This window comes from Desulfosporosinus sp. BICA1-9 (assembly GCF_000802135.1).
Genome location: NZ_JUEE01000146.1, coordinates 23,319 through 44,091, shown reverse-complemented (window position 1 = coordinate 44,091; position 20,773 = coordinate 23,319). Strand labels below are relative to the sequence as shown.

Sequence of the window (20,773 nt, the reverse complement as noted above, 5' to 3'; positions counted from 1 at the left end):
GAGGAATCGGTTGTATTTCACCGAATCTTGATAGGTAGAGACATGTCAGTAAAGGAGAAGGGGGAGAACGTTTGTGGATGATTTACGATATCCAATTGGGACGTTTGATTTTGAAAAAGAGGTTCAGGAAAAACAAATCAATTCTTTGATAGACCAAATAGAAGCGCTACCTGAGTTGTTATTTAGGGCCGTCGAAAAAATAACTGATGAACAGCTTGACTCTCCCTATAGACCAGGCAGTTGGACTATTCGCCAGTTAATACATCACATAGCGGATGCTCATATGAATGCTTATATTAGAGTTAAGCTGGCCATGACAGAGGATAAACCCACCATCAAGCCTTATGATGAAGTGCTGTGGGCTGAATTAAGTGACTCTCAGTTACCTGTTGAACTATCCACAAAACTACTTGAAGGTTTACATAAACGATTGGCTGTTCTATTGAGGTCGTTATCGTCGTCAGGTCTTGAGAGGGAGTTAATTCACCCGGATGTTGGGCTATTAACGATTAAGAAGCTAATTGACCTTTACGCATGGCATGGAAATCATCACTTGGCGCAGATTACTGCGGGTATAAGTAGAATTACGTCAAAATAACTATTTGACACAATTAAGTATAAGGGTCAAAATTAAGAGGGCTAACTAACTAAATCTGACATTGGTATAAGCTTTTGTATTGGTAATTGTGTATCAGTAAGAATGGGTCAGGCTGGAAGCAGATACTTCCAGCCTTGTTTCTATTTTTATAGAAGTATCCGTAAATACTAGGACACTGTAGGAGGACTGGGCTAGAATTCGCCGAATTGTATAGATATAAGTGATAGTATAAATCGGGATTTGAGTAGATTCGGTAGTTGATATAGTAGTAAATATAGTAGTTGATAGAGAGTAGGAGTGTTGAACGATGTTATCAAATAAAAGGTATCTGGGAACCTCTTTAGCAACCCAGATGATCCTTATTCCTTTCTTACTTACCATAGGGATGATCATTGTTTCGTCAATTACAGATGGGCTAAGGTTATATGAGCTTGGCAAGGATGCCAAAAATTTGATCTTGTTATCGATTGCCTTTTTCGGTTCGCTTATTATAGGCATTATTGTTGGTTATAGTTTTGTAAAATTGTCAAAGCATAAGCCCAACTCGGCAAAGGAAAGGTATCTCATTGCTCTTGTGCCTATTCTCTATGCTCTGGTCTTTGCAATTTTGGCATTGTCACTCTCAAACGGGAATTTTAATTCAGGCTGGTGGGGAATGTATGCTCTCAAGAATCCTATGTTTTTGATCTTTGGCATAGGTCTCTCTTTATCAGGATTACATTTCATCATACCTGTGGCAGAGCTTATGGGGTATATGGGGTTTCTTATTGGGATTGTTTTGTGTGAATGGGCTGCGAAAACAGCGGTAGATAGCTCTCTGTCGAGAAACTTTAAAGCTGTCTTGGTCCTGCTTTGTATTTTTGTCCTTGCTTTTTCTGGCGTCGCGACAACAAAGGTTATTGATAATGGTATGACAGAACTGCTTTATGGGAAGTCAACAGTCGGGAGTGATCTAACGGAATTTGATCTGATGGAAAAAGCCCCGTTCAAGGATAACAACGGGCTCGCTAAGCTTGATAAACCTGCCAACTTACAATTTTCAGAGTTTGATTCCATGCCGCGTCTGGACGGTGCGACAGCCGCTTATCCGGTTTACGCGGCGTTTGTGGAAGCTGTCTATACGGGACTTGGTGAATACTATATAGCAAACAAGAACAACAATGATAAAGAAATATATCCTGCCTTTGTGGCAAGTGAGCGGTTTCCACTCGATTTAGTGAAGTGTTCAAAAACCGGCACAGCCTACGAAAGATTAATAGCGGGTCAGACCGATATAATCTTCGTTGCAGAGCCGTCGAAAGCTCATGTTGAAGAGATTAAAGCCAAAGGGGATGAGTTTGTCTTAACTCCCATTGGGAGTGAAGCGTTTGTCTTTTTCACAAACTCTAAAAATCCGGTTGAGAATCTGACCATAAAACAGATCCAGGATATCTACTCGGGTAAAATCACCCGCTGGAAAGAAGTCGGTGGACAATGGAATAAGATACTGCCTTATCAACGGCCTGAAAACTCGGGGAGTCAAACGGTCATGCAAAATAAAGTCATGAAAGGCATTACGATGTTAGAGCAAACCAAGGAAACCTATGCCGGGGGGATGGGTGAAATCATTAGTCAGGTTGCTAGTTATAAAAATGCTAAGAACTCCATAGGGTATTCATTTATGTATTACTCGACCGAGATGATTAAAAATAATCAGATTAAGTATCTGGCGATTGATGGTATTAAACCGACCCCTGAAACGGTGCGCAATAAAACGTATCCCTTCACAGTTCCTGTTTATGCAGTCTCGCTAAAATCGAATAAGAAAGAAAATGTCAGTCGTTTTCTTGACTGGATCTTGTCCGAGGAAGGACAAAGTCTAATCGAGAAAACCGGATACGTTCCGGCAAAATAGAAAGAAGTGGATGTTGTAATCGGTGTTAAGGGACCATAATTGATTTGCTCGATGGCTAAAATGTAGTATATTTAAGACAAGGGTTCGAAAATAACAGTTATATGGAAGGTGTGCTATGAGTAAGTTATTAACCTTAAAGGAGCGCCTGAAAAAGGCATTATTTTTCTCAGTTCTATTATTACTTCTTGCTTGTACCACTGGATTAATTGTCAATCAGAACGTTGAGTCAGTTGGAACAAAATACATCGTTACCTCAAACGAAGTTCCTAACGCTGATGCTATTCTCGTCTTAGGTGCTTATGTATTTCCAAACGGAACGGTGTCGACGATGCTTAACGATCGTTTAACCGCTGGATACGAACTATATGAGCAAGGGAAGGCCCCTAAGCTGATAGTGAGCGGAGATCATGGACGGAAAGATTATGATGAAGTTAATTCTATGAAGAGCTTTTTAAAAGACAAAGGCGTACCCAATCAAGATGTTTTCATGGATCACGCTGGATTTAGCACGTATGAGAGTGTCTATCGAGCAAGGGACATTTTTAAAGTCCAGAAGCTAATCATCGTTACGCAGGAGTATCATCTTAAGAGAGCAGTTTATGTAGCTAGGGCGTTGGGCCTGGAAGCGTACGGAGTTGCTTCTGACCGACGTGATTATGGACAGGCTATGAAGATGTATAAGTTTAGAGAAATTGCAGCAAGGAACAAAGACTTCCTGTGGACAAACGTTATTAAACCAAAGCCAACTTTTTTAGGAGATGCCATACCAGTTTTCGGTGACGGCAAGGCGACAGATGATAAATAAGCGTCGAATTTTCAAGATTTCATTAGTAATTTATGCTTATCAAAAACAGAAAGAGGGAATTTAGCATGAATACTGAACTAAAACGATCGGTGTGTCCTTACGATTGTCCAGATATGTGCGGACTTTTAGTTGAAGTTGTGGACAATCAAGCGGTAAAGGTAATGGGTGATCCAGAACATCCTTTTACTAAGGGAACGTTATGTCCGAAGATGGTGCATTATGAACGAACTGTTCATTCTCCGCAGAGGCTGACCCAACCTCTACTGCGCATTGGGGAAAAAGGTGCGGGCCAATATAGGCCCATTAGTTGGGAGGAAGGGATCCGAGTCATTACCGACCGTTGGAAGGGGATTCTGGCTAAATATGGCGCGGAAGCTATTTTGCCATATTCTTATGCGGGGACTATGGGTACAGTCCAACGCAATTGTGGGGAGGGGTTTTTCCACCGCTTGGGCGCTTCAAGATTGGAACGCACGATTTGTGCCGCCTCTAAGAGTCATGGTTGGGCTTCAGTCATGGGGGATACCCATGCACCCCACCCGGATGAAGTGGAAAAAAGCGATTTTATACTCTTATGGGGTACCAATGCCTTAGCGACGAACATTCATCTCCTGAATAATGTTCGTGAGGCGAAAAAACGGGGCGCCTCTGTTTGGTTGATTGATACCTATGAAAATCCTACAGCGCAGATGGTGGATCAGGTCGTACTAGTACGACCGGGGAGTGATGGCGCTTTGGCTCTCGGCATCATGTATATCTTAGTTCGTGAAGGCTGGATTGACCAACCGTTTCTAGATAGTCAGGTTCAGGGTTTTGAACAACTCAGAAGGGGAGTTTTGCCCGATTACCCACCGGATAAAGTAAGTCAAATCACGGGAATTGAAATTAGTTTGCTCGAAAAAATGGCGCAGCATTACGCCAGAGCCCGCGCACCTTTTATTGCTTTAGGATCGGGGCTTTGCCGCTATGGTAACGGAGCGATGACAGTACGCACTATTACCTGTCTTCCCGCGCTGGTCGGGGCTTGGGGCAAACCTGGAGGCGGGTTGCTCGCCAGTATTTCTACAGGTAAGGCTTTTCATGCGGATCGAGTTACGCGTGAGGATTTATTAGCAGAGCCAACCCGAGTGGTGAATATGAATCAGCTCGGCTTGGCTCTAACGGAATTATCAAAGCAGCCGATCATGAGCCTGTATGTCTATCACTCCAATCCGGCCGTAGTAGCCCCTGACCAAACGATGATTATCCAGGGACTCAGGCGAGAGGACCTTTTTACTGTAGTTCATGAGCGATTTATGACAGATACCGCTCGTTATGCTGATATCATCTTGCCGTCTACAAGCTCCTTAGAGCATGCAGACATGTACCGTTCCTATGGGCATTATGGCATTCAGAGAGCGACGGCGGTTATTCCTCCGATCGGCGAAGCCAAGTCTAACTGGGAGGTTTTTCAGTTACTTGCCCAGGCTATGGGTTTTGCAGAGGAGTTCTTTCAGCAAACAACAGATGACCTGATTAATCAACTTATAGATCCACCGACAGCCTGGCTAGAAGGTGTCGACCTGACAAAACTCCGAGCAGGACTTCCTGTCGAACTCTCCCTACCAGAAGATTACAAAATCAATTTTCTGACTCCATCGGGTAAAATTGAGCTCTACAATCCAAAGGATCCCGAGCCGTTGCCGCGCTATAATGAACCTTACGGGGATGATGCTCCCTTTTATCTGATGAGTGCGCCTAGTTTGTACTCGTTGAATTCTTCGTTTAATGAGCGACCTGATTTACTGCTTAAGAAGGAAGCACCTTGCCTTCAAATGAACCCTGAAGATGCTGAAACCAAGAATTTGCAAGACGGTCAAAGAGTGATCGCCTTTAATGTGCGAGGAGAGGTAGAGTTTATTCTTAAGTTAACGACAACAGTTCCCCCGGGAGTTGTCGTAACGGAAGGTCTGTTTTCGAGTGAAACGATGCTCGGAGAAAGTACCGTAAACGCCCTTACATCTCAACGCTTAACGGATAGAGCTGCGGGCAGCACCCTTTATGATGTCAAGGTGGATGTCCGATTATACTGAGGATCTAACGTTTATGGCGAAAAACCAAGTGTTCCATGATCAAAGGGAAAACATTTGTGTCTTTTTTCTTTTCTGAGGCGCGAGAATAACTTTCTGAACATAAATTAACAAAAGAGATTTGCGCGTGCTTAGAGGAGGATATATATGCAGATTCACGTGGTAAGGTCAGGAGAAACTCTTACGAAAATTGCCCAAGCTTATGGTATCACTTTTCAGGAGATTGCTGAGGCCAATCAAGTTCCAGATCGGAATCGATTAGTCGTGGGTCAAACACTTGTAATACCAATTAACGGGCAGTACCACTGGGTTCAACCTGGAGAAAGTCTTTGGATGATCAGTCGTCGCTATAATATAACTGTCCAAGAACTAGTCCGAATTAACCAGATCCAAAACCCTAATAATGTTCCGGTTGGTCTACGCTTGTATCTACCTCAGAAACCAAGGCCAACCGTAGAAACAAATGCTTACATTGATCCCAGAATGACCAGAGCCCGTTCGGCTGGGGCTGTTGACAAAGTGGGAGAGCACCTTACTTACCTGGCTATTTTTACCTATGCAGTCAATCGGGACGGAAATCTTACTCCGGTTGAAGATCAGCCGTCGTTGAATGCTGCTTTCAAGGACAGAGTTTTACCTCTCTTGGTTTTAACCAACTTTGAGGAAGGACAGTTCAGTACAGAAATCGCTACTGCGATCTTTACAAATGAAGCTTTGCAGGATCGTGTGTTAAACCAAGTTCTTCAGATTATGGCAGAGAAAGGATACCGGGGCCTTGACTTTGACTTCGAGTATTTAGGAGCAGAGAACCGAGAGCGATATGTTCGCTTTTTACAGAAAGCGCGGCAATTATTGAAAGCGCGTGGGTATTATATTTCCGCTGCGTTAGCACCAAAGAATCGGGCAGATCAACGTGGAGTACTATATGAGGGGCATGATTATCAAGCGATTGGGCAAGTTGTCGATTTTATCTTTTTTATGACTTACGAATGGGGCTGGTCCGGAGGGAGTCCAATGGCAGTATCCCCTCTACCCCAGATGAGAGGCGTTATGGAGTACGCGATAACTGTCGTACCGAAAGCAAAGATTATGATGGGGATGCCCCTATATGGCTATGACTGGACCCTTCCTTATGTAGTCGGCGGCAAATTTGCTAGGTCGATTAGTCCTCAAACAGCTTTGGAGCTCGCTATCCGCTACGGTGTAAGCATTAACTATGACAAAGTCTCTCAAGCCCCGTGGTTTAGATATACGGATGAAGAGGGAAAGCGACATGAAGTTTGGTTTGAGGATGCGCGAAGTATGCAAGCTAAATTTGATTTGGTCAAGGAGCTCGGGATTCGGGGTTTCTACTATTGGGTATTGGGAAATGATTTTCCTCAAAATTGGCTGCTAATTGAAGATAACTTTGTGGTGCGTAAACTAATCTAGGAGAACGTCAAATAATGCAATATAAACTATGAGCAAGTAGTTCTTCTCAGTTGGAACTGCTTGCTCTTTGAATTTTTTTAAAGACTATTAGCGGCCTAAACGGCACAAGTATAGGAGGATGTCTAAGACAACCTCCTATACTCAAACAGGTGAAAACTTCCTAAGGAGCGATTGTGATGCTATAGGCTTATTGCTTGGGCGTTGTTTCAGGGCCAGCAGCTTCAGCAGCGGTTCCTGCTCCGGGGGTCTTTCCTGCATCTGGTCCAGGCGTACCTCCAACGGTTGCCCCTACTCCTAAATTAGCTTTTAGTTGAGCTTGGCGGGCTAAATCTATCCCTTCACCGAGAATTCTTAAGGCCTCTTTGGGGCTGTGCCATCCCATACTGTTTTCGGCAGAGATGAAATCCCAACGCCATTGGGCCTTGCGATGCAAGGATCGAGCTTGGTTCATCATGTCTGCTTTGGCTGCAGGGTTCTTGGCTGCGGTCGCAATGGCATCGATGGCCTCTGAAAGTGCCGTTTCTAATCGAACTTTGGTATTATACACGGCGTCTTGTGTACCTATGACTTGATTTTTCAGGTACTCTTCGCTTTGTTTATGACATGTCTGACAGGATTGAGAGATGTGATTGAGAGGGCTTTGCAGATGGTGTGAGGATATTTTGGCTTGCCCTTGTTTTACATAGGGCATATGGCAATCCGCACAGGCGACACCGTTAGCAGCATGAACACCTGTCGAGAAGAGTTCATAATCCGGGTGTTGAGCTTTAAGCATAGGGGCCTGGCTTTCTTTATGATCCCAGTCTTTAAAACTAATTTCCTCATATAACTTTTCTGCATCCTCCATTTTCAACCCATAGTTCCAGGGGAAGGTGACTTTCTTATTATCTGGTTTGAAGTAATATTCGACATGGCATTGAGCACATACCATGGTACGCATCTCTTGCCGACTGAATTTGGCGGGATCGATTCCTCTTGTTTTTAACGCGTCGAGCAGGGGAACACTAGTGATGGCAAGAGCCATTGTTTTGGGGTCATGACAGTTTGCACAGGCGATGGGATGTTTAATTTGATCTTTTAACTGAGCAAAGGGAGTTGACCAGAAAGAGTCTCCCATTTTATCGACAAGCGGTTTTACATTAGGGCTTTTACAGTTCCAGCAGGAGCTGATAGTTTTTGGTCCGATACGTAGCGTTCCGGTCACATCTTCCAAAGCCCATATATGCCCTCGTTCTTCGTTATAATCTTCGGAAAAGGGATAGCCTGCAAACAGTTTAACTTGGGCCGGTGATTCTTTTAGATGTGACTCTGGGAGGGAACCACCGTATTTAGAATTTCCCTTGGTTTGTTCCTTTTGCTTAAGATAGCTGGCATAATGATCAGGGTATACTTTTCCCCATACGGCGGGATCGAGTTCTCCTTCGGGTATAGTGGCAGTTGTGGGTTGAGTAGGTGCTTTTTCGGTACAACCAGCTAATAGCACTCCGCTCAGGGTAAGGATAAGACCAAGCAGCATGAAACTGCGCCAGAATTTCTGCATTTAATTTCTACCTCCATTTATCCAATTGTAAGACTCCCACTTCTACAAGTGGGAGTGGTACCCCCGGCTCCGCTTCGGTGGGGGTAGAGTCCCCCACCGAAGACTCGATGTTCAACTTTAGTTGAACGAGTTCACTGTGTTGATGTATAGATGGGTTGGCTACTGAAGGGTTGAAGGGGCGTATCATGAGGTTCACCGCGATGGCACTCGAAACATTGTTTTCCATCACTGGTATTAATTCCTGCGACAACCGTTGAGTGACATCGAATGCAATTGCGTTGGAGAATCTTTTGACTCCATTCCTTGGTATGTAGTACATCAGGTTGGGCAAAGGTGTTTTTGTAATAATCTCTGGCACCTGAATACCCTTTGTAGGCGATTTGCTCAAGAATGTTATCATGAGGGATGTGACAATCCTTGCACCCTACATTGTTTGTTTCGCGGTGCGTACTGTGAAAAGAGGTTTCGTAGACTGGCTTCATGATATGGCAGGTCGTTCCACAATAATGAGTGGTTGAGGTTCGCTCATATTGAGCGACCAGAAAGAACATACCAATTGCTAGTAACGGTAGGCCGATGAGCAGCCACTTTTTTGTCCTTGAAGATAAACTATTCATAAGAACCTCCTCCCTCTAGTTAGGTTTAGTATGAAAGTTTATGAATACTTTTATGTATGATTTCTCAAGCATTTGAGTAGTGGAACATCTAAACTAAAGAACCTGGCTGGAAGCAATACGCTTCAGCCAGGTTCTTCGTAGATTGTATATCTATAAAGAATGGAATGGAGGGAGTTATTATAGCATTTGTTTCGTGAAGGAGGTCGTAGGGAAAATGACCGAAGCTGTGGATTACCGGGACTATACAAATAAAAAGGCTAAAGCCATGATCGAATAGGCCGCTAATAGTTGAGCACCTTCTAACCAGTTGGAACGGCCGTCCATACTAATAATGGCGGTGATAACAGTACCCATGATGATAACGATCAGTTCATAACTGGTAAATAATAAGTCCAGAGGTCGGCCCATAAAGTAACCGATAAATACCAGTAAGGGTGCAACAAAGAGCGCTATTTGAGTACTTGAGCCAATCGCAATTTCCAGACTGATATCCATTTTGTTCTTGAGGGCCATGAGTATGCTGGTGGAATGTTCTGCAGCATTACCGATGATCGGAATAACAATGACACCAATAAAAAGTTCGCTGATACCCAAGGTTTTAACGACGGGATCGATACCCTCAACCAGAAATTCACTCTCGATAACGACAAAAAACGTAGCAATAAGTAGAATAGCAAAAGACTTAAATTTTGACCATTTTGGAGTGTCTGAACATTCTTGGCTAGGACGAAAGACATCCTTGTGTGTATGGAGAGAAAAGATTAAACTAAGTAAATAAACGAGCATTAGAATAGCGGCTACTCCTAAACTTAGAGGTATGGCAGCGGGATTAGAGTGGGTATTGAGAAAGACTGCAGGAATGATTAACCCCGTTACGGCCATGAGGAGCATTGAGGTATGCATTACAGCCACTGCTCTATTGAATTTTTGAGTCTTGTACTTAAATCCGCCAAGGAGCATACTAAGGCCTAATACCAAGAGAAGATTCCCGATGATCGATCCTGTTATGGATGCTTTTACCACCTCGAAAAGGCCTGCCTTGAGGGCAAAGATCGTAATGATAAGTTCTGCAGCATTACCAAAGGTGGCGTTTAACAAGCCTCCAGCTCTTGGCCCAACGTAGATGGCGATTTCTTCCGTGGCTTTTCCCATGTAGCCTGAAAGAGGGATTATGCTTAAGCAGGCAGCGATAAAAATCAAGACAGGCGAGTTACCTGAAAGATGCAAGAAAATACTGACGGGAATGGCCAATAGTAATGGATTGAGATATTTCACTTAGAATAACCTCCTAAATCTGAGTCCTCACCGAAGACTGATGTTTAACTTTATTGACTGAGTTCACTTAACTTTATGTGTCAAATAACTGCATTAAATCCTATGGCCAATCGCGACAGCACTTAAATTTAAGAAGGATAGCACTATCAATTGGAAGGAGAGAGTTATGAATAAATTAATAGACACTGGTTTAGATGATTTTAAATTGAGGTTTGCTGAAATAACAGATGTTCCCCTGATTTTAGGCTTTATCAGAGAATTGGCTGAGTATGAAAAAATGTTGCCTGAAGTTGTAGCAACCGAAGAGGTTCTACGTGAGTCTTTATTTGAAAGAAAAATCGCGGAGGTAATTTTAGGCGAATATCAAAATAACCCGGTCGGATTTGCCTTGTTTTTTCACAACTTTTCGACGTTTATGGGGAAACCGGGTATTTATTTGGAAGATTTATATGTAAAACCTGACAAACGGGGAAAGGGGATTGGTAATATTTTCCTTGCCTTTTTAGCAAAGTTAGCGATTGATAGGAAGTGCGGTAGATTGGAATGGTGGTGTATAGACTGGAACGAACCCTCAATTAAGTTCTACAAGAAAATGGGAGCTGTTCCGATGGAGGATTGGACGGTATATCGTGTAGCTGATGAGGCTTTATATAAATTAGCAGGTACACGACCTGATCTAGAGGGAAAGGGTTAATGGGGCACAAATTGGCTTTAAGTTAGTTGGCCAGTGAATTCGATAACATTAAGAAACAAGGCTGGAGGCGGTCAAGCTTCCAGCCTTGTTAGAAGAATTTAAGCTTTTATGAATGTAGAGAATTCATCCTATTTAAGAAAGCCACTTAGGATGGCATCCTCGGCCTCGCTCTCCGAGAACCCCAGAGACATTAATTTGATTAACTGTTCGGATTCTATTCGTCCTATGGCAGCCTCATGCACTAACTGTGCTTCACTATGATAGGCGGAAATTTTCGGAGTGGAAAGAACCTGAGCATTATGCATGATAATCGCATCACATTGAATATGACCACGTCCTTTATTTCGTGCAACGAGATCGAAGAAAAATTCTTGCTTGGAATCATCCTGAGCAACTGACCGGGATATTATTTGAGCGGAAGAATCGACCCCTAATAATTCTACGGTAATATTGGATATGGCCTCTTGATCCTTGTAAGTTAGAAGTCTTTCAGTGACGATAAGCTTTGCATTATCCATAAGTCGGACGACTGTATCTCGTTTTGTTTGGTCAATCCCTTTTATCTGAATAAGTTCAAGCTCGACAATAGCCCCTTCTTCTACGTCAATAATTGTCTGAGGATTCAGGACCCGCTGCCCCTTACCCTCACCTTGTCCATAGTGTTTTTCTACATACTTGAGTTTTGCCCCTTTTCGGACAAAAAAGTTGTGGATTCCGTCATGCTGTGATTTGCGGTCTCCCGAATTATGTACCCCACATCCTGCTACAATCAACACATCTGAGTATTCACCCACTTCAAAGGTATTATAAACTAGATCATTGATATTTTCTTCAGTCACAATCACCGGAATATGGACACTTTCCCCTTTAGTGTAGGGCTTAATGATCACATCAATTCCCGGCTTATCCAGCTTAGTGATGATATCAATATTAGCCGTCGTATTGCGCTGAACTCCCACGCCATTTTTTCGAATGTTGTAAGCCCCTTGTGGTATTTCATGGAGATCGGCCACTTTCTCAAGCATCAGTTTATCTAACGCATTCAACACTTTGACCAACCCCTTTCACACAGTTTGTGCTACAGGCACAGTCTGCGTTTAAAATTCCTGCAAGAATGATGTCTCTTTCAGATTGAGCGCTGATTGCCCCATTGGACATGATAATTATTTCATCCGCCAAACCCATAATTCGCTCTTGGTGAGAGATAATGATGATCGTTGTATCATATTTCTCGTGGATATTTGTAAATGTTTCTGCTAGCTTCTGAAAGCTCCATAAGTCAATTCCTGCTTCCGGTTCGTCAAACACCGCAATCTTTAGATTGCGCGCAAGTACGGTAGCAATTTCGATTCTTTTCATTTCTCCACCAGAGAGACTACTATCAACATCTCTGTTGAGATAATCCTGGGCGCATAATCCGACGTCATAGAGAAGATCGCAAATGTTTATCTTTTCAGGATTTTGTGAGGCAGCCATATTTAGAAGTTCTTTAACCGTTACCCCTTTAAAGCGAGGAGGGTTCTGAAAAGCATATCCGATACCCATACGAGCTCTGTCAGTAATAGAGGTTGTAGTGATATCTTGTCCGTCGAGTAAGATGGTTCCTTTAGTAGGATTGTACACACCCATGATCAATTTAGCGAGAGAGGACTTCCCCCCGCCATTGGGTCCTGTAACGACGTATATCTTTTTCTCATAAAATTTGAGATTTATGTTCTTTAGAATCTCAAATCCTTTGGATCCTTCAATTTCCAGAGATACACTCTGTAGTTCAAGCATGATTCTGTTACCTCCTATGTATGTCTATATTTAACAATAACATAATTCCACATTTTATTGTAGCCAAATAAGTAAAGATTGTTAAGAAAGAGTGGCACAAGGACCTACGCTACACTTACCGCAAATATCGCATAAACCCAAGTCTGGGAACTGTTTATCCACTTCTAGTAAATGAGCATAACATCTATGTTTGTCCAGACCTTGCAGTGTTAAAGCTCCGGTGGGGCAGTTTTTAACGCAAAACTGGCATTTGGAATCTCTGATATAGAGACAGTTTTCGGTGGCTGGCCGAGGGGAGGGCGTTATTTCGGCGGAGATTACCATGCTACCAAAACGTCCTGCGCATCCAGCCGAGGTAATCAGAAGGTGGTTTAGTCCGAAGGTCCCTAATCCTGCAACATAGGCCATGCTTTTATTAGACCAACTTGCAGTTAAATCCTGTTCGTTAAAATTATGAGTAGCGGGTTGAGTCGCCACATTTATTCCCTGACTCGCTAATACTTGTTTGAGTTCTGAGCTAATGGTTGCGATGAGTTTGTTCGTTTCTATATAGGCTATGGCCCATTCTCTTGCTATCTGGGAATCCTTTCGATTAGCTGCCACTATGGTCTCAGAGAATGGTAAGAAAAAGGCTATAACCGTTTGAGCATCAGGTAGAAGTTCGGTTGGGTGTAAATGATGGGGCCCGATGATCTCCTTCATTTGATTAAATAGGGGGTCATGGACTGATGCGAACCCAATAAGTGGTTTGCGGTATTGAGTTAGTGTCTTAGCTTGGTCGACTTGGAAGTTGATCGAGTCGATTACTATTTCAGCTAGCTTAAGCAATGAGGTCATCTCCAATCTTGTTCTTGATAAAATCATTAAAAAGAGGCTCTGCTATGCACTCAATTCAACGTTAGGATCTAAAACCCTTCTTATTTTTAGATATAACTTACTTGTAACGAGTTCAGCCAATCGTGAGACGAATCACGTTTAGCTTCGGTAGTGTCAAGAAATCAGCCACTTTGCAAGATTGGCAAAGTGGCTGATTGTATGACTCAATGCCTAAAATCCAAGCAATTTAAGCGACAGACTTGGATGGTTTGGTAACTAATGAGGCGATGATGAAGACAATGATACTGGCAGGAAGAGCGATTATTAAAGGATCGATATAGCTTAAGGGGCCTGTTCCAGCCAGCGAATTTTTGCCAAATAGAACTTTGGCTAGGCCAAAGATGGCAGATTCTTTAGTATAGACAAAGATGCACATAAAACTATAAACAAGGGTCCCAACCAGCATACTCCAGGTTGCGCCAGTTTTAGTGGCGCGCGGCCACCACAGGGCACCAGCGTATATTGGTAGGAAGGCTGCGGCACAGAGACCAAAGAAGATTGAGGTGGCCACAGCGATGATGTTACCCGGTAAGACTTTGGCTACCATAACAGTGGCAATGAACCCTACAATTAAACCTACACGGGCGAGTAAGAGTGTTTTAGTCGGGTCATCCTTACTGGTTTTACCAAAAAGATCATAACTAATTGAGGTTGAGATGATGTGAAGTTGACCGCTCAAGGTAGACATAGCTGCTGCCAATAGACCAAGTAAGAAAAAGTAAACGAGCCAAGCAGGAAATGCTTCAGCTAAAAACAAGGGTATTACTTTATCTGTGTTAGGACCAGTTCCACCGATAGCGGACGCTGTCATGGCAATCGTATTACTCGTTTCGTGGAAGTAGACATTAGAAAGGGCACCAACGGTAAAAGCGACACCGGTCATGAATAGAATGAAAACTCCCCCGAAGACTAAGGCGCGGTTTAACTCTTTACCGGATTTAACCGTCATATAACGAACTATAAGTTGTGGCTGAGCTAAGACTCCGATACCTACTCCGAGGACTAAGGTGGATATGACAAACCACCAATTTTGGCTTAAGAAGGTGGGCATTGAGGCAAACCCGGTCATTCCCTGCTTCGCTAGAGCTGCAGGAACTAGGCTCGTCATGGCACTTAACTTAGCATGTGCCAGTGAGATGCCGCCAAGTTTAATGTACGTGAAACTGAGTAGGAGAAACATCATAATGAACATCAAGGTGCCTTGGAAGGCATCAGTATAAACAACTCCTCTTAGGCCGCCAAAAAAGACGTACGCTAAAACAATGAGAGAGAGAACCCAGAGTGCTGTAGTGTAATTCATATGCAGGGTCTGTTCTAAAAATCTGGCTCCACCAATCATTACGGCCGCGGCGTAAAGTGGTAAAACGATACTCATGAGTGCCGCAGACCACTTGCGAATGAAGGTTGATTGATAGTGAGCTCCCAAGAGGTGGGGGAAGGTATAGGCTTTAAGTTTCTGCCCTAAGGTGCGTGTTTTCTTGCCAAAGAAAACAAAGGCAATAAAAATCCCCACGAAAATATTTGCAAAGGTTAACCATAACATACTCAGGCCATAAAAACCGGCAGCACCTCCAAACCCAACAATGGCAGAGGTAGAGATAAAGGTGGCTCCATAAGCCATGCCCATGACATAAGGATGGATATTTCCGCCTGCCACCATGTAATCGGCCGAAGATTTTGTGTGCTTATAACCAAGATATCCGAGAAAGGCTGTGATTAATATATAAATTGCTAGAACAACAATAAAAATACCCATTTAAGACTCCACCCTTCAAACTATGAAAATTCAGTCATTATTCCAATTGATTAAACCATAAACTACACATAAGAGGGCACTGCCGATGGACAAGAGAAATGCGGCAATGACCCCCGGGTCAGTCAGCCCTAACATAAATCCACCCCGTTTCGATTTGATAAGATAAATTCGAGAGATTATAAACAATTCTTTCCGAATTAAGTGCGTATTATTTCCCTACCATGCTAACATTCTTTACTTTTCTCTAAGGTTGGATCGCTAGACACTATAATACAATTAATTAAAATTCCGTACTACTATCCTTCCTTCTTATTTGCTTTTAAGCGAATTACTAATCAATTTGTCGTAAAAATTACTTCGCTAAAAGGACATGTTGAAATTATAACAGTTGTGTTCTGAACAGACAATACCTTTTTCCGCCTGTATTAAAACACTTTCGCGCAAATATTGCATTTTTTTCAAGGAGAGTAAAACATCCGAGATTTGTTATTATGGATGTTATTGGACTAGAAATCCCTTTTTGTTGTCTTCCCTAAAGGGAAAATAAATAAAACAAGTCTGTAAGCGAAAAAGCTAATAGACTTGTTTTATTTTATTTTCTGAAAGAAGTCTTATCGTATCTAATTCTGAATAGTTTACTAGTAGCGTGAATCGATGCACCGCTTGATAACGCATGGAAATTTACCCAGCGAGGGGGATGTGGTTACTTTGGAGTCTACCAAACTAAAGGGAAATTTATATAGTTTAGGAAATGGCTATTATATTTCTAAAAATGATCCTTTATTTTGGAAAAAACTCTTGATTCAAAGACCTGAAGACAAGGAAGCTATGTATCATGTTGGTTTAGAATATGAAATTGAAGCTAGGAACTATTTGGATAGGTACAATCTTACCAAGACCGATCAGTATTTGGCTTTATATCATAAATTAATGAAACAAGCATTTGAGTTGATCAATCGTTCCTTTAACAAAGGGTTTCTGTCTGCAAGACTGGATGTTCTAAGAATGGAACGAGCCATGAAACTTACAGAAAGAAAGGTCCCTTTTAATATTGAAAAGTCTGACAGTCAAAATGGTAAAATCCGATTATTTCTAGCTTTAATTTTCGGATTAATTCTAGCCATGGTTTTCTTACCTAGGCTTCTAACTACGACCTATCATATAAACAATCATTATCTGTACATGTTGCCGTATGAGGTTATAGAGCGGAAACCTACCACTCTTATTTCCTTTCCTGGCCTTAAAGATCAAGCTAAGGTGATCGTCGTTAAACCTGAGATAAGTAAAGAGTTACTAGTTCATCAACTCGTTGCGGGACTAAAAGCTGACTACGAAATGAAGCCTGTTTCTGAAGCGAAACAGGTAATAGCTATCGATGAAACGAATACGGAAAGAGGGATGGTCTTTTGGGCAGGCGGGGATAAAACTATTCAGGTCTATATTTATCCACAGGAAAGTATAGCGTTTGAGAACACCCAAGAACGTCAATTATGGGAAACGACGACAGTCGTAAGAAGTGCAACATACCAATTCTGCAAAGAAAACGGTTATCTGCCAGAAGATCTTAAAACTCTTATTCAACCTTTCCCCAACAATTATTTAATGGAATTACCGAAGGACCCTTTTAAGTTAAAAAATACTGTGACCTTATCCTCAACAGGAGAGGGCGGGTGGCTATATTCATGGGTGAAGAATCCTGCTAATCAGGACGGGGTAGCTGTTGTAAAAGAGGCAATAAAGCCAAATATACCTTGCGCTAAGGAGATTCCATTTTCTCCTTTAACTATTACAATAAATAAGGGCAACCATACCTTGCTGGTAATTTCCGGAGATCGAATAATTCGGAAATATTCCGTAGCACTTGGAAAAGAGGATTCAACTCCCGAGGGGGATTTTTTTATCTCTAAAAAAATCATGAATCCCGATAAATTTGTACCCCTTGACGAAAATGTATATGGGACAAGGGCCATGGAATTGTCAAATATGAAGTTTGCCATTCATGGAACAAACCTGCCTTCGAGCATTGGGCAAGAAGTTTCTCAGGGCTGTATACGTCTAAATAACTCGGAAATTGAAGATTTATATGCCATAACCCCCTTGTATACTCCTGTTAAGATATCAAAAAGTACTTCACCTATCCAGGGCTTACCTCTACTTGATCCACCCAATATTTACCTGTATGATCGTACTGATAACCCAAAAGAAGAAGACAATCTTAGCGTATATCATTGGGCACACTAATTTAAGGCCAATAGTTATGCACCGTGCCTCATTAAACCTTCTGGAGCGTTCATTACGAAAAGCACTAAACGCGAAAAATGATTCAGGGCGATACTAGATGAATAGTTCCTGTCAGACCAGCAAATAATATCTTCATAAGGGTGCGTAATGGTTGAGCCGAACTATATATGCTGATTTAGGTGTATATGGGTCGAGCAAGATCTTGGGGATGTTGAGTTTTTCATACTCAATCATAGATCGCGAGATATATGCATGTGTAAGAAATCTGGTTATAGGTAGCCGAGAGGTTTATCTATAGTTAGGTAGATATCCTTTAAGGTTGAACGAACCATCAATATGGTTGTGAACTGCTTTATTATGGTCGGAAGATCATAGTTAGGTAACATGCTATGTGTATTGGTGCTAAGGTAGATCATTACGTGCTCTTACAGTTTTAAGTTATAAGAGGCGACCTGCTTCAGGGGCAAGGTCGCCTTCTTGTTTATATTATCTAACTATTAGGTATGCCTAGTTTTCTGCTTTGAGTTATACTGTTTATCAATCAGATTGAGCACTGTTTTGGTACGGCGTTCCGCCCAGCGCAGCTCTGTGGCAACAACCGATACTTCCATTAGGGCTCGTAAATAGAAAACTCCACTCACCTGCCGGTTCCATTCGTCAATGGCTTTATCAAATGATTCCCAGTAGGAAATGTCTTCTGTATAGAAGCCACTACGTTTCTTTTCAGTAAGGCTAAGGCGGAGAGTGCGAATCAGTTCAGTCAGTTTTCCGTGTCCAACCGACAAGACATTCATGATTCCTTGGAATTGTTCACTGATTTCTTGGAGTTCAGCCTCGGAGTACGTCGTTTGCCTGCGTTCGACCCGTTGAGCCGTCATTTGAGTGATGCTTTGACCACGTTCAATAAAGCCTCGACAAATCTCCAAGAGCCGCTCGATTATGGGAGGATTGTCTTCAATGGTTATCTCTTCACGAGCATGCTCGTATATCATCGTTAGATCATCAAGTTGGATAATGAGTTCTTGGGGGTCAAGTTTTTGGTAGGAGGTTAAGGAGCCGGCTTGGATGAAGGTGTGAAGACTTTCTAAGAAAAACGCAGATGAGTTGAAGAGAAGTGATTGAAGGGCATCGAGGAGTTTGGCTTTATATCTGGGTGGAGCTAAAACCCGATTGATTAGCAAGGCTACCCCAAGTCCTACAAAGATACTGAGAGACCGGGATAGGGCATGGTTGAGGAAGGATTCCGGAGGAGAGTCAAGGATGAAAATGATTGAAACTATTCCTAAGACAATGCCGCCGGACCAACCGATCCAGTTACAGATAAGAATAAGGACAATGACAATAGCTCCGATGGATACTGGATTAGCGCCAATGAGAATGCCAATGAATAATGCCAAGGTTGCGGCTAGCAGATGTACACCAATTTGTTGCCAGGCGTTATTCAGAGATTGACTGACAGAAGGTTGCATATTTACAACTGCAGTGATCACAGCAAAGGAAGCCGGTTCGATATGAAAAAGGTTACATAAGAAGAGTGTGGTTGTTACCGCTATTCCTGTTTTGATAGTACGTGCCCCAATGAACATGAAAATTCCTACTTTCAGACTTTCTTATACTAGGTGGAAATTTAACTTTCTGAACTTAAAAGTGCCACTAAGAGTTTATCATAAAGTATGTTTTAAAGTAATCCGAGCTATTCCCTGAACGGGATGTTTTGGAAAATAAAATTATAATTATGGCAAATATTGTACTAGGCCAAATAAAATAAAGGAATTAGCCTAAAGATTGCCGAATAGCAAAATGTTATTCATGATAGAATGGTTCCATTAGACCATTGGTGGAAGGGAGAAAATAAAAGTTTATGCGTATCGTCATTGTTGGAGCCGGAAAAGTAGGATTTAGTTTGGCCCAGCGCTTATCTGAAGAGGGGCATGAAATTACCGTGATTGAGCAGGATGAGGAGCGACGTCTCATCGTTCAAAATAGCTTAGATGTGATGACGATCAGTGGAAACGGAGCTAGTCCGCAATTTTTGGCAGATTATGGTTTGGTAAAAGCCGATCTAATGGTTGCTGTGACAGATCGGGATGAAGTTAATATGATTGCTTGCATGGCGGCCAGACAAGCAGGAATACCTCGAACCATTGCTCGTGTAAGAAATCAGGAATATGCAGGGGAAAATCAGCTGGAATTTAATAAAGCCTTAGGCATAGACCTAACCATTAATCCGGAAATGGTAACAGCCATTGAAATTAGTCGCATTCTTCTCACACCAGCTGCTTTAGATGTAGAAGATTTTGGTGATGGTAAAGTGCGTTTGTTGGAAGTTCGGATTAGAGCACAGTCTCCATTCGTCAATATTCAGCTTAAGAGGTTAACGTTGCCGGACCGAATACTTGTTGTGGGGATTCTGCGTCAGAACCGAATGATCATCCCTAATGGTACGGATTGTTTATTACCTGAGGACAGTGTCTTCTTTGTTGGAGCACAGGAATCGATTGAAGAATTCAGCGAACAATTCGCTGAAAGGAAAACCAAGATTCAACGGGTGATGATCATTGGTGCAGGTCGCATCGGGAGACATCTAGCCAAGATTCTTGATGATGTTGGAATGTCAATTAAAGTTATCGAGAAAAGTCGAGAACGTTGCAACGAATTGGCCAAGAGTATTGATAAAGGACTCGTGCTTTGTGGGGATGGTACAGATATAGACCTTCTAATTGAAGAGGGAGTTGGAGAAACAGATGCGGTAGTTTGTCTTACGAGTGACGATAAGCTTAATTTATTGCTTGCCCTTTTAGCTAAGGATCTGGGAACTCAAAAGACGATTGTCCGAGTGGGTCGTGGAGAATATATGTCTCTCATGGGTAAGGTGGGAGTCGATGTTATACTTTCTCCGAGGCTCTTAACTGCTGGAGTTATTTTGCGTCAAGTCCGGGCTGGTGAGGTTGTCGCAGTATCTCTGCTGGAAGGTGCTAAAGCGGAGGCTATGGAAATCGTGGTCTCTGCCAAGTCTTCGATTATCGGTCGTAAACTAAAAGATGCTAGGATTCCTAGCAATATGTTGATCGGTGCTTTATTGCGTGGAGATGAGTTAATTATTCCTAATGGTTATACTATTCTCCAGCCAGGCGACCGCGTCGTAATCTTTACTTTGCCTAGTTCCATTAAAAAAATAACTAAAATCTTTTAAGGTAG

17 protein-coding genes are annotated in these 20,773 nt (G+C 42.4%); 8 read left to right on the top strand and 9 right to left on the bottom strand.

Going from position 1 to position 20,773, the window contains the following annotated elements:
* Nucleotides 1-73 precede the first annotated feature (73 nt).
* From JL57_RS18270 to JL57_RS18250, 5 genes are all read left to right on the top strand, one after another.
* Nucleotides 74-598 (top strand): YfiT family bacillithiol transferase, encoded by a 525-nt coding sequence (locus JL57_RS18270; protein WP_034143406.1) that lies wholly within the window; start codon nt 74-76, stop codon nt 596-598.
* Nucleotides 599-905: 307 nt separating this feature from the next.
* The gene (locus JL57_RS18265; RefSeq protein WP_034143405.1) at nt 906-2,492 is read left to right on the top strand and encodes a substrate-binding domain-containing protein; all 1,587 of its coding nucleotides are present in this window, start codon (nt 906-908) and stop codon (nt 2,490-2,492) included.
* Between the two features lie 115 nt (nt 2,493-2,607).
* Nucleotides 2,608-3,297: a vancomycin high temperature exclusion protein gene (locus JL57_RS18260; protein ID WP_034143404.1), complete on the top strand. Its 690-nt coding sequence runs from the start codon at nt 2,608-2,610 to the stop codon at nt 3,295-3,297.
* Nucleotides 3,298-3,362: 65 nt separating this feature from the next.
* Nucleotides 3,363-5,369: a molybdopterin-dependent oxidoreductase gene (locus tag JL57_RS18255; RefSeq protein ID WP_034143403.1), complete on the top strand. Its 2,007-nt coding sequence runs from the start codon at nt 3,363-3,365 to the stop codon at nt 5,367-5,369.
* Nucleotides 5,370-5,513: 144 nt separating this feature from the next.
* The gene (locus JL57_RS18250) at nt 5,514-6,797 is read left to right on the top strand and encodes a LysM peptidoglycan-binding domain-containing protein (RefSeq protein WP_034143402.1); all 1,284 of its coding nucleotides are present in this window, start codon (nt 5,514-5,516) and stop codon (nt 6,795-6,797) included.
* A 187-nt stretch (nt 6,798-6,984) separates the two neighbouring features.
* On the opposite strand, the gene JL57_RS18245 is transcribed toward JL57_RS18250, so the two are convergent.
* From JL57_RS18245 to cax, 3 genes are all read right to left on the bottom strand, one after another.
* Nucleotides 6,985-8,337 (bottom strand): ammonia-forming cytochrome c nitrite reductase subunit c552, encoded by a 1,353-nt coding sequence (locus JL57_RS18245; protein WP_034143401.1) that lies wholly within the window; start codon nt 8,335-8,337, stop codon nt 6,985-6,987.
* Between the two features lie 131 nt (nt 8,338-8,468).
* Nucleotides 8,469-8,954, bottom strand: a complete 486-nt coding sequence (locus JL57_RS18240; protein WP_034143400.1) for a NapC/NirT family cytochrome c — start codon at nt 8,952-8,954, stop codon at nt 8,469-8,471.
* A gap of 240 nt (nt 8,955-9,194) precedes the next feature.
* Entirely contained in the window at nt 9,195-10,229 is a 1,035-nt protein-coding gene (gene cax, locus JL57_RS18235; RefSeq protein WP_034143399.1) for a calcium/proton exchanger, read from the bottom strand.
* A gap of 166 nt (nt 10,230-10,395) precedes the next feature.
* On the opposite strand from cax, the gene JL57_RS18230 reads away from it, so the two are divergent.
* Entirely contained in the window at nt 10,396-10,923 is a 528-nt protein-coding gene (locus tag JL57_RS18230; protein WP_291300243.1) for a GNAT family N-acetyltransferase, read from the top strand.
* 128 nt (nt 10,924-11,051) lie between these two features.
* Here the strand turns inward: JL57_RS18230 and JL57_RS18225 are convergent, their stop codons facing one another.
* The 5 genes from JL57_RS18225 to JL57_RS36490 form a co-directional block, all read right to left on the bottom strand.
* Entirely contained in the window at nt 11,052-11,972 is a 921-nt protein-coding gene (locus JL57_RS18225; protein ID WP_034143398.1) for a SufD family Fe-S cluster assembly protein, read from the bottom strand.
* A complete protein-coding gene (locus JL57_RS18220) occupies nt 11,953-12,702 on the bottom strand; it encodes an ABC transporter ATP-binding protein (protein ID WP_034143397.1) in 750 nt (249 codons plus the stop codon). The genes JL57_RS18225 and JL57_RS18220 overlap by 20 nt, the downstream gene beginning before the upstream one ends.
* 81 nt (nt 12,703-12,783) lie before the next feature.
* Entirely contained in the window at nt 12,784-13,530 is a 747-nt protein-coding gene (locus JL57_RS18215; protein WP_291300242.1) for an epoxyqueuosine reductase, read from the bottom strand.
* A gap of 235 nt (nt 13,531-13,765) precedes the next feature.
* Nucleotides 13,766-15,334 (bottom strand): sodium:solute symporter, encoded by a 1,569-nt coding sequence (locus JL57_RS18210; RefSeq protein WP_034143396.1) that lies wholly within the window; start codon nt 15,332-15,334, stop codon nt 13,766-13,768.
* A 30-nt stretch (nt 15,335-15,364) separates the two neighbouring features.
* Nucleotides 15,365-15,469 (bottom strand): symporter small accessory protein, encoded by a 105-nt coding sequence (locus JL57_RS36490; RefSeq protein WP_366557049.1) that lies wholly within the window; start codon nt 15,467-15,469, stop codon nt 15,365-15,367.
* 564 nt (nt 15,470-16,033) lie between these two features.
* Here JL57_RS36490 and JL57_RS18205 point away from each other — a divergent pair.
* Nucleotides 16,034-17,575 (top strand): L,D-transpeptidase, encoded by a 1,542-nt coding sequence (locus JL57_RS18205; RefSeq protein ID WP_034143395.1) that lies wholly within the window; start codon nt 16,034-16,036, stop codon nt 17,573-17,575.
* A 497-nt stretch (nt 17,576-18,072) separates the two neighbouring features.
* Here the strand turns inward: JL57_RS18205 and JL57_RS18200 are convergent, their stop codons facing one another.
* Nucleotides 18,073-19,161: an aromatic acid exporter family protein gene (locus tag JL57_RS18200; RefSeq protein ID WP_045691280.1), complete on the bottom strand. Its 1,089-nt coding sequence runs from the start codon at nt 19,159-19,161 to the stop codon at nt 18,073-18,075.
* A 275-nt stretch (nt 19,162-19,436) separates the two neighbouring features.
* Here JL57_RS18200 and trkA point away from each other — a divergent pair, with 275 nt between their 5' ends.
* Entirely contained in the window at nt 19,437-20,768 is a 1,332-nt protein-coding gene (gene trkA / locus JL57_RS18195; protein WP_034143394.1) for a Trk system potassium transporter TrkA, read from the top strand.
* Nucleotides 20,769-20,773 lie beyond the last annotated feature (5 nt).